The following is a 10,819-nucleotide window of genomic DNA, read 5'->3' as shown; positions in this document are numbered from 1 at the left end:
GGTATCCGGTGAACAATGCGCATTACCCGGCCCGGATAAAAATTGTGCGTGCATGCCGCCCCCAGTCCTTAATACTTTGTGGTGTGTCTAAAAAACAGGGTGCAAATTGCATAAATACATTGCACCGGCGGCCATCGTTATAATCTGCCTGGCGATTCTATCCTCCGCATCCGTTCCGCAGGATATCACGAAGTGGCCTGCAACGCCTAACGAGCCGATCGGTCAGACCGCGATCCCGACTCCAACGCCGCCCGTGGAGCATGTTCCCGTGACCATAAACATGGGTAACGCCAGCGACCTATCGTTCATCTACGAAGGCGGAAAGCTGGCATATGTTCAGCTCTACTCAAAGGATTACGACGGAGAGATCCGCATCATGGCAGAGGACTACAGGAGGCTCGCGAGTATGGGCAGGATCACGTATTATGGCACTTTTGCTCCGGGTGATCACAGCCAGGTCTCGCATGAGGCAGGTAATCGGAATGGGATGCAAGAAAAGCCGGGTGGTTTAAGTAAATCCACCTCTTCGATCCCGGAGATGGTGACCCCGTTGCGCGACTTCATTCAGGGAATGATCAATAAAGTACGTACCGATGTAGTCCCGGCTGTGAACGGCGCGATAGTGTCCCCGTTGCGCGGCTACGCTCAGGGAATGATCAATAAAGTACGAACTAGCGTGACGTAACCAGGAATGTATTTTACTCACCGGGTTACTTGCCACCGGTGCCTGGCTGTTCTGGCCCTCCCGAAGGCTTCCCGGCTGCTTCAGGCGGTTTTTCTGTGCCTTCAGATGGCTTCCCGGCAATTCCGGATACTTTCCCGGCAGTGGCGGGTGTTTTTCTTTTTCCCGTTATACGCTTGTAGCCGAAATACGCCGCGCCCAGCAGGATGAGCAGGGCCAGGAGGAGGATCAGCCACCAGAACTCCATGAGATAGTCCCAGATCGTGAGCGGCGGCAGCACTTCGATGGCTTTAGTGACAACCTTGGTCACGTGGGGGTCGTCGTGGGAATCATAGTATTTGACCTCCATCGTCACGTAATACATCGTGGACACGGCGTCGGTCCTTACCTTGATGCCAAAACTGGCGGGCACGGTCTGTCCCGGTGCGACGTCGCCGAGGTATACGGTGTCATAGCTGACGGTGAACGGGTCAAGGGCGTTCATGCGCACGATGGCATGCCTGGCAGTTTCGCTGCCAGTGTTGGTCAGGTTCAGGTTGGCCACGGCATTAGCACCGAGCCTGACCTGGACGGGCTCGGCATTTGCAACGAATATCATCTCCTTCTCCACATGGGCCCCGAATGTCACGACATTCGAGGATTTTAGCTGGTCCCACTGGTCGTGGTAGGAGACGACGACGGTCAGCGGGATGTCGCTCTCTTCCGCATCCTTGGAGATGCTGACCTTGAACGTGACGTTGCGGCTATCGCCCGGCGCCATGTCGCCGAGGTACTGGGAGTTCTGGAGGGGCACCACCATAGGCTGGTCCACCTGCTGCGGCTGCTGTAAGGTAAACGCCAGGAAGCTCGACAGCTCGTAGCTTAGCGGGTAGTTCGAGCTTGCCTGGTCCTGAGGCGGGCCGAGCTTGGGCTGCATCAGGAAGGCGACGGCCCCGGTAACGGACAGGTTGCCCAGGTCCTGCACGGTCATGGTGATGTAGCCGTTCGTGTCCGGGACCATCTCCGTGCAGGCGACGTTCGTGATGGCGAGGTCAAACCTCGGCATGATCACGATGTCCAGCGGGATAACTACGGTCTTCTCGACGTAGTTCTTATTACGGATTACCGGACCGCTGGAGGAGATGTAGCTGTAATCGTCGACCAGATACTTATACGTGCATACAAGCGGCAGGGTGTAGTGGCCTGGAGTCGCGTTCAGGTCGACTCTGACCCAGAACTGGAGGGGCTGATAAAGGCCGAAGGATAAGGTGTATAAGGTGTTGGGGCCGCCGCCCACCTGGCCTTGTGTCAGCGAGCCGATTATGCCCCGGTCGTCGGTGACGACCTCCAGCGGGGCATCGCCTGGCGTCAGCTGGCAGACCAGCCCCAGCGCCGTGGTCGCCTCCATCGGCACGGTGCTCAGCGTGTTTTGATCAATGCCGCCGACTGTGCCTATCAATTGAATGTTGTTGTTCGTGTTGATGACGCTCGAAAAGGTCGACGAGTTATCGGCCGCGGCCGCGCCCTCCTGCCAGTCCGCCCCGGAGGCCGCCTGGTATTGTGTGGATTGGCCGACGGAGCTTATCGACGTCCCGTTCCCGTTATCAAACGGCTCGACGGCGACGCTTGCCGATGAAACATTACTTCCGTAGGAGGTTTGTGAGGAAGCACCGTCTTCCGCCGATTGAAAGCTGGAGACCGCCGAAGACTGGTCCTGGCCGGAGGTGGTTTTGAGGGTGCCCAGGCTGAACTGCGCCTCCGATGACTTGAAGCCTGACAGCGACTGCATATAACCCTTGTTCTGCACGACCACTAACAGAGGTGCGGTCTGCCCCGGGTAGAACTCCTTGTTGCCGTAGATTGCTGCATCGATGATCGGGCCTCCTGTAATCTGGGCGTGGACGGGCGGCGGGATCACCAGCATGAACTGCGCCAGTAGGGCCACGACAATCAATAAGGGTTTCAGACGGACGATGGTATCGCCTCCATTTTGCCTGTTTTCTTCATCCACCATGAGTCCAGCGTCACGAGCAGCGGCGGCATGATCATGAAGGCGCTGCATAGCGCCATTACGAAGTCGATGATGGTCACGATGCCGAAGTTGCTCAGGATGGGGAAGTTGGACATGACAAGCGCGCCGAAGCCCGCGATCACCGTGGTCGCGCTGCAAAAGATAGCGGCGCCGATCTTGCCCGTGGCGATGCGCATGGCCTCCCTCGGCGAGTGCCCCTTCGCCTTCTCCTCATAGTATCGGGACATGTGGAGGATGGAAAAGTCGACGCCGATGCCGATGGTCAGCGAGCCCAGGGTGGTGGAAAGCGGCGTATACTTCATCCCCAGGAGGACCATCACGATGCAGGACAGCCCGGTGACGATGATCACGGCGAACGTCGGCACCACGGCCCGCACCCAGTCCTTATAGATGATCAACAGCGCGATGAACACCATAAAACCGGCCTCCAGCGTCATCTTCAGCCGGTCGCCCGCCAGCGATGACAGGGTCACTTTCGACACCACCTGCTCGCCGATCAGGGAGGCAGTTACGCCGGCCGGCGGCCACAGGAACTTTAAGTCCTTCTCGGTGCGGTCGAGCATGCTCATGAGGTGGGGCGTGTCCGCGGTGTTGACATTCATTATGATCACGCCCGAGCTCCGGGTATCGTCGATGTATTTGCTCAGCTCTTCCGGCGGTATCGATGCGATCGCCTGCTGTATGCCCGCGTCCGTCGTGGGCAGGGTACCATTATTATGGGCCGCGAGCACCGTGGCCAGGCTGCTCACGGACATCACGTCGGGGTTGACTTTAAGCTCGAGGTTGGCGAAATCCTGCTCCCACCGGACCACGTCAGCCCTGGTAGCGTCAGGAGCCTTGACCATGACCGTCATGTCGCCGGGCTTAACGCCGTAGGCGTAGCTGAGGCTGCGGTACTGCACAATGCTCGGCAGGTCCTGCGGGACGAAGTTGGACACATCGACCTCCACGCCGACCGAGGGGTCGAGCGCATATCCGACGAGCATGAGAAGGGTCGCGACGATGATCACTTCGGGGTGTCGTGTCGTTGTTTCTGCGACGCGCTCGATGGCAGTCTCGAGGAAGCTTTTAACCTCCTGCCCTTTTTTTACGGTAATATGACTACGACGGGCCAGCAGGAAGAGGACAGTCAGCAGCAGAAACAGCGCGGTCAGGAAGCAGACGACTATACCTATCAAGCACATGAGGCCAAAGTCAAAGACCATAGGCACCGGGGATATGAGGATGGCGGCGAAGCCGAGGCCGGTGCACGTGACCGAGTACAGGACCGGCGGGCCAATGCCCTTCACGGTGGCAACGACCGCATCGCCGGCCTCCTTGCCCGAGTTTAGCTCTTCCATCATGCGGTTGTGGAACTGGATGGCGTACTCCACGCCCATGCCGATCAGGATGGGGAAGACGGCCATGGAGACCATGGTGAGCGGTATGTCGATCGCGCCCATGATCCCTCCCGTGTAGAGGACGCCGATCAACACGATGGGCAGCGGCAGCAGCCGCCAGCGGACACGGAAGGTGAACCATAGCGCGAACAGCATGAGCAAGACCGCCGTCGCCAGCATGGTGGACATATTGCCTATCATCGCCTTCTGGATCTCGAGCTTTCTCGCCGTGGTGCCCGTGATAAAGGTCGTCATGCCCGGGATCATGGGCATATACTGGATGGCTTTCTGGACTGCATCGAGGACGGGCGGCTTCTCGGTCTCCGGCAGGTTCCCCTGCATCGTCACGTACATGATGGTATGGTAGCGGTCGATCACATAGGACTGGATAATGCTGGAAGGAAGCTGTGCAACCTGCTGCTCAATGTTGGCCTCGTTACTGAGCGTCCCGTTGTGGGCCGCGTCGAGGTAGGTGTAGATGCCCGTTACACTCGTTACTTTCTTGACCGAGCCGATCACCTGGCCGAGCCGGGCCATGGTGTCGAGCGCCTGGGGGTCGTATACGTCATCCGTGGTGACCAGGATCAGGAAGGTATTCAGCGCGCTGGTGGCATTGTAGTGATGGTTGTAGTAGTCGATGTCCTTGTAGAGCTGGGTGTACGTAAACACACTGGTTTCGATTCCCGTTTCCATGTGCACGTTCTGTGCGCTCATGATCGCCACGAGCAGCAGCAGGACCGTCACCAATATGATGAGATAGCTATTGCCCTGGATGAACCGGCCGAGAACTTCCGTAAAGCTTACCATCTTTACCACCTGATCTGCTGCTCATGCACAAGAATTATCGATACTTTCTCTGATGTACATAGGTTTATAACGTATTATTATAAATATTATTATTATATAAATCATTGGCAAGCTATATTTACCGAAATAGGGATTAATTAAAAGAAGGCTCCTATAAAAAACAGTCAGACTAACGACCGGGCGCCTGGACGTAAACGGATCTCTCAGGTGTATTTATCGAGAATAGCGGCAAATGGAAATAGCAAATGGGAACATCCGCAGACGTCAGCATCCTGGATCAGACTCCCGCTGATCGCCGAGACCATCACCACCTTGCGGTCCTGCTGCCACCCGGCTCGCTGCGTGAATCGGCAGCGTGCCCTGGCCGGGGCGGCGGCTTCCTGATCTCCTCATAGTAGTAGTGACGTTCCTCCTAGACCTCATCGACGATCTTCTTTTTTTATGCTCTCACATTTACGGCTTCGCCTTAATCCTTTCCCTTATCCGTCAATTTATCTCAACCCCGATCGTGCTAACGTAAAAGTTAAATTTAAATTATGGTTTAAATAATATTTTTTGAATATCACTTCGATTCCATAAAGGGTATTGTGAAACAAACAGAAGATTCCGTAGCACAGGTATTTTATAAAAATACGGCTCTGCCCAAAAAGTGAAAGTAAGGCGTTCATGACTGGCATCGTGAAGAAGGACATTACCCTAGAGTAAGGGCGCTCAAACGCCTTTTTCATGTGCCTGATATATTAGCAATTATCTAAGTATAAGTATTTATATTAGCATGATTAATTTTGATTCGGGTATGGAGATTGATTATTAACTAGACAATTTAGCCGTTTTATTTTTATTTGTCAGGGGATGGAAGTGAGGTCGATGAAGTCCGATAGCACATATTGTGGCGAAGATGCCGAAGACGAGGAAAGGACCATCGCTAAGCTTAAAGACCGCATTCATGTCCTTGAGAACGAGTTACGGTTACTGCAAAAGGATAAAGATTATCAAGAGACCGTTGAGCACCGGCAGGCCGAAGAGTCGCTGCAGCTGATGCGGCACATGGTCGATCAGGCGCAGGACGAAGCGTCCCTGATAAGCCCGGATGGCCGCTTTTATTATGTGAACGATGCTAAGTGCCGATCGCTCGGCTACACGCGCGAAGAGCTGCTATCCATGTACGTTTGGGACGTCGGCCTCGACATGACAAAAGATAAGTTTGTGGCTGTATGGCAGGACGCAAAGGGGTACGGTTTTAAAAAGTTCGAAGACTGGCACCGGACAAAGTATGGGCAGGTTTTCCAGGCCGAGGTTTCGGTGACTTACTTCGACTTCCACGGCAGAGAGTACTTGTGTGCACTCACGAGGGACATTACGGAGCGCAAGAGGGCCGAGAAGGCCCTGAGGGAGAGCGAGGAGAAGTTCCGGCTCATGGCCGATTTCACGGATGACTGGGAGTACTGGACTGATCTTAGGGGCAATTACATTTACGTTTCGCCTTCTTGCGAGCGGATCACAGGCCATGGCCCTGAAGAGTTCTATCGCGACCCCGGGCTGATGCAAAAAATCGTCCATCCGGATGATCTGGCAGCGTATGAACAACATATAAATGATCACCTTACAAGCCCGACTGGCCACAGTGGCATCGATTTTAGAATCGTGGCCGTGAGTGGAGAAATAAGATGGATCAGCCACAATTGCCTGCCAGTATTCGGGAGAAATGGGGGGTTGCTCGGGCGCCGGGCAAGCAACCGGGACATTACCGACCGCAAGCGAGTAGAGGAAGCCTTGAAGCTTACTCAGGCTTCGGTCGATCTGGCGGCGAATGGGATCGCCTGGATCACTCCTGAAGGGAAAATAGCTTACGCGAACGAAGTTACTTGCAAGGCGTTGCAACGATCCCGGGACGAGCTCCAGGGGATGTACGTATGGGACATCAACTCCGAATATACCAGGGATAAGTGGCAGGAGCAGTGGATGGAGATCAAGGAGCGGGGCTCCTTCACTTTTGAAGCCATTCACTACGTAAAGGATGGCCGGGAACTACCGGTGGAGCTGTCCGTGAACTATATCATATCCGACGGCAGGGAGTTCGATTTCGCCTACATCAAGGACATCACCGAGCGGAAGCAGGCTGAAAAAGCATTGAGGGAGAGCGAGGAGAAGTACAGGGAGCTGGTGGAGAACGCCAATAGCATCATCCTGCGGATGGATAAGGAGGGTAACATCGTCTATGTCAACGAGTTCGCCGAGCGGTTCTTCGGCTACTCCGTGGCGGAGCTGGTCGGCAGGAACGTGCTAGGGACGATCACCCCGGCGAGCGATTCCGCGGGGATAGACCACGCGGCGTTGCTACAAGACCTGTTACAGCATCCGGAGGAGTACCGGACGAACCTCAACGAGAACGTGCGCAAGAACGGCGAGCCTGTCTGGATCTCCTGGACCAACAAGGCGGTCTACAAAGATGGCGACCTGGCCTGGCTGCTGTGTGTGGGCAACGATGTCACCGAGCAAAAACGGGCAGAGGTCGCGCAGCAGGAGAGCGACGCACGGCTGAGGCTGGCCCTGGATTCGGCGGATGCGGGCATGTGGGAGTGGGACCTTTGCACGAACAGGGACGTGTGGTCGGAGGAGCTGTGGCGGCTGTACGGCCTGCAGCCCCACTGCTGTGAGCCTTCGTACGCTGCCTGGCTCTCCGTCATTCACCCCGACGATCGCGAGATGGCGGGGCGGACTCTGCGTGAGGCGGCCGGGAAAGGCATCGAGCTGAATTTCGAGTACCGTGTGCTGGATGGTAACGGTAAAGTCCGATGGCTGATGAGCCGCGGGCGCCCATTGCTCGATGCGGGCGGAAGACTCGTTCGCTACATCGGGATCGTGATCGACATCACCGACCGGAAGCGGGCCGAGGAGGCACTGCGGGTCAGCGAGGAGAAGTTCCGGGCCCTGGCCGAGGTGTCTCCCTCGGCCATCTTCATATACCAGGGGGACAGTATCATCTACGCTAATCCCGCGACCCTGGAACGCACCGGGTTCTCCATGGGCGAACTGTTGTCCAGGAACTTCCTGGATATGGTTCATCCGGATTATCGGGAAATGGTCAGGAGACACAGGCTGGCACGGCAGCGGGGCGAGCCGGTGCCATCACAATACGAGGTCAAGTACATCACCAAGAGTGGGGAGGAGCGGTGGGCCGAATTTACCCCAAGCAACCTTCAATACCAGGGCATGCCTGCCGGTATCATGACAGCCTACGACATCACCGAGCGAAAGTGCATGGAAAAGGCGCTTCAGGATGCATTATCAAATGTGGAACGGCATGTGGGCGAGCTCGATGCTTTGATCGCCTCGATCGCCGATGCGATGATGGTCGTGGACAAGGACGGCAATATCAGTTATATGAACGCGGAGGCATGCCGGATTTTTGGGTATGCCCCCGAGGATTACCACAAGCCGGTGGCAGTCCGCACCAAACAGCTTCGCGCCTGTTTCACTGATGGCACTCCGCTGAAGTACGAAGATATGCTGTCTTACCGGGCTTTGCGCGGCGAAACCGTCAATAACCTCGAAATGGTGTTTAACCGGATGGACACAAGTCCGATATGGATTATCGTCTCGGCGGCCCCCATCAAGGACAGCAGTGGCGGCATAATCGGTGCTGTGGTCACCCTCGTCGATAACACGCGAAGAAAGCTGGCTGAGGAAGCTTTACAGGAAAGTCGTAACAAGCTTGAGGCTGTCTTCGTGAGCATGAATGATGGTGTCGCCATTATAGATGCTGATCAGAGAGTCGTCAGTGTCAACGAGGCTTTCGCGCGCTTTCACCAGTTTTGGGACAAGGAGTCATATTTTAAGACTGTCCGGGAATATGGTGACTTCATTGAGCTGTACACCCTCGACGGAAAGCTGATACCGTTGGATGATTGGCCTATCCTCCGTGGTTTACAAGGCGAGACGGCATCAAATATCGAGGTGTTAATCAAGCGTACAGATACGGGCGAACAATGGTACGGTAACTATAGCTTCGCGCCAATCCTGGATAATGGGGGTATTATCGTCGGCTCAGTCATTACCATGCGTGATATCACCGAGCGGAAGCGGGCCGAGGAGGCGCTCCGGGTCAGCGAGGAGCGGCTGCGCCAGGCGAGCAGCGCGGGCCATATCGGCCTCTACGAGTGGAACGTTGACCGGGACATATTCTATTTTAGCCCCGAGGCCTATGGGCTGTACGGGTGCATACCGGGCACTACGTTAACCTATGAAAAGTGGCTTCCGGTGGTGCACCCCGATGACCGGGATATGGTCGAGCGCAGGTTCGCAGAGAACCGCGAGATTGCCCGCCGTAAGCTCGGCTTTACCTCCCAGATCGAGTACCGCGTGGTCCACGGCGGCGGAGCGGTCCTCTGGCTTGAGGTCCAGTCGACGTATGCTCAGGAAGGCGGCGACATAATCGCGCGGGGATCCGTGCGTGACATCACCGAGCGGAAGCGGGCCGAGGAGGCGCTCCGGGTCAGCGAGGAGCGGCTGCGCCAGGCGAGCAGCGCGGGCCATATCGGCCTCTACGAGTGGAACGTTGACCGGGACATATTCTATTTTAGCCCCGAGACCTATGAGCTGTACGGGTCCGACGCTGATTCCCCTATAACGTTTGAAAAATGGATCGCGGCGGTACATAACGAAGACCGGGTGGCTGTCGAGCGCCAGATTATAGAGTCCGTCGAGAATACGCGCAATGGGTCCGACGGTTCAGTGAGGTACGAGTTCAGGGTGGTGCACCCGGATGGGACGGTCCGCTGGCTTGAGGCCGTGTCAACGGGTTATCTGGAAGGCGGCGAAGTTATTGCGCGGGGCGCCGTTCGAGATATCACCGAGCGGAAGCGGGCCGATGAGGCGCTGAGGATCAGCGAGGAGAAGTTCCGTGTTTTAGCTGATATGTCCTTTGGCCTGATAGCCGTTCATAGCGGTAGCAATTTATTATACGTAAACAACCAGGCGGTACCGTTTACCGGGTATACGAAGGACGAGCTTTTAAAGATGTCTTTCTGGGAATTATTCACAGATGACACGCGGGAACTCATCAAAAAACGTGCATTTGATAGGCTTGCAGGTAAACCCGTGTTATCGAATTATGAAGTAAAAATTATAACTAAGGATGATAAAATAAAATGGGTTAACATGACGGCGGGGCTGTTCCTCTATGAGGGTAAAACGGCCATTATAACGACCATGTTCGATATTACGGATAATAAAAATGCTGAGAAGGAGCTAAAAGAGGCAAAGGCCCAGTCCGAGCTATACCTGGACCTGATGGGACATGATATCAACAACTTCAACATGTTGGCCCGGGGATACCTGGAACTTATCGATAATATGGCGGAAGACGAGAAGCTAAAACAGCTCGTCACTAAGCCGATGGAAGCCATCGACAACAGCTCGCGCCTTATCCAGAACGTGCAGAAGCTGCAGCGGGGCAAGTCCGGAGAATACAAGCGGGAGGCCCTGGATCTCGGCGCGCTTGTCGAGGAGGTGGCGGGGCAGATGGGATCAACCCCGGACATGCACACGTATATAAACTGTAATGTGATCAAAGGCGTCCACGTGCGGGCCGACGAGCTTCTCCGGGACGTGTTCGCCAACCTCATCGGTAATGCTATAAAGCACTCGGCCGAGTCCCCGCATATCGACATCTGCATGGTGCCAGAGGAAAAGGACGGCCGGGGATATTGTAAGGTCATCATTGACGATAACGGCCCTGGTGTTCCCGACGATATGAAAGAAAAGATCTTCAACAGGCTGAGCCGGGGCAATACTAAAGCAAAAGGCAGCGGACTGGGATTGTACCTGGTCAAGACGCTGGTCGATAGCTATGGGGGCAAAGTGTGGGTCGAGGATAAGGTTAAGGGTGATCACGCGAAGGGCGCCAGGTTCGTGATGGAGCTGCCGGTCATATAAAGT

The 10,819-nt window shown here is 55.6% G+C and carries 5 protein-coding genes; 3 read left to right on the top strand and 2 right to left on the bottom strand.

What is annotated here, in order from left to right:
• Positions 1–106 precede the first annotated feature (106 nt).
• Positions 107–685 carry a hypothetical protein gene (locus VMC84_RS11895; RefSeq protein WP_325380924.1) on the top strand — a complete coding sequence of 193 codons (579 nt, stop codon included), beginning with the start codon at positions 107–109 and terminating at the stop codon, positions 683–685.
• Positions 686–710: 25 nt separating this feature from the next.
• On the opposite strand, the gene VMC84_RS11890 is transcribed toward VMC84_RS11895, so the two are convergent.
• Both VMC84_RS11890 and VMC84_RS11885 read right to left on the bottom strand, forming a co-directional pair.
• Positions 711–2,675: a hypothetical protein gene (locus tag VMC84_RS11890; RefSeq protein WP_325380922.1), complete on the bottom strand. Its 1,965-nt coding sequence runs from the start codon at positions 2,673–2,675 to the stop codon at positions 711–713.
• Positions 2,624–4,879 carry a hydrophobe/amphiphile efflux-3 (HAE3) family transporter gene (locus VMC84_RS11885; RefSeq protein ID WP_325380920.1) on the bottom strand — a complete coding sequence of 752 codons (2,256 nt, stop codon included), beginning with the start codon at positions 4,877–4,879 and terminating at the stop codon, positions 2,624–2,626. Before VMC84_RS11885 ends, VMC84_RS11890 begins: the two co-directional genes overlap by 52 nt.
• Before the next feature lie 245 nt (positions 4,880–5,124).
• On the opposite strand from VMC84_RS11885, the gene VMC84_RS11880 reads away from it, so the two are divergent.
• Complete coding sequence (locus VMC84_RS11880) at positions 5,125–5,274, top strand: hypothetical protein (protein WP_325380918.1); 150 nt, start codon at positions 5,125–5,127, stop codon at positions 5,272–5,274.
• Positions 5,275–5,746: 472 nt separating this feature from the next.
• Complete coding sequence (locus VMC84_RS11875) at positions 5,747–10,816, top strand: PAS domain S-box protein (protein WP_325380916.1); 5,070 nt, start codon at positions 5,747–5,749, stop codon at positions 10,814–10,816.
• Positions 10,817–10,819 lie beyond the last annotated feature (3 nt).

Origin of the sequence: Methanocella sp., from assembly GCF_035506375.1 — an archaeon.
GTDB lineage: Archaea > Halobacteriota > Methanocellia > Methanocellales > Methanocellaceae > Methanocella.
Note: the sequence above shows the minus strand (reverse complement) of the source record. Positions and strands in the feature narration are given on the sequence as shown.

What these genes read in the sequence shown, in the direction of transcription:
- VMC84_RS11890 (WP_325380922.1), bottom strand. Translation starts at nt 2,675, where the DNA reads ATGGTGGATGAAGAAAACAGGCAAAATGGAGGCGATACCATCGTCCGT.
- VMC84_RS11885 (WP_325380920.1), bottom strand. Translation starts at nt 4,879, where the DNA reads ATGGTAAGCTTTACGGAAGTTCTCGGCCGGTTCATCCAGGGCAATAGC.
- VMC84_RS11880 (WP_325380918.1), top strand. Translation starts at nt 5,125, where the DNA reads ATGGGAACATCCGCAGACGTCAGCATCCTGGATCAGACTCCCGCTGAT.
- VMC84_RS11875 (WP_325380916.1), top strand. Translation starts at nt 5,747, where the DNA reads ATGAAGTCCGATAGCACATATTGTGGCGAAGATGCCGAAGACGAGGAA.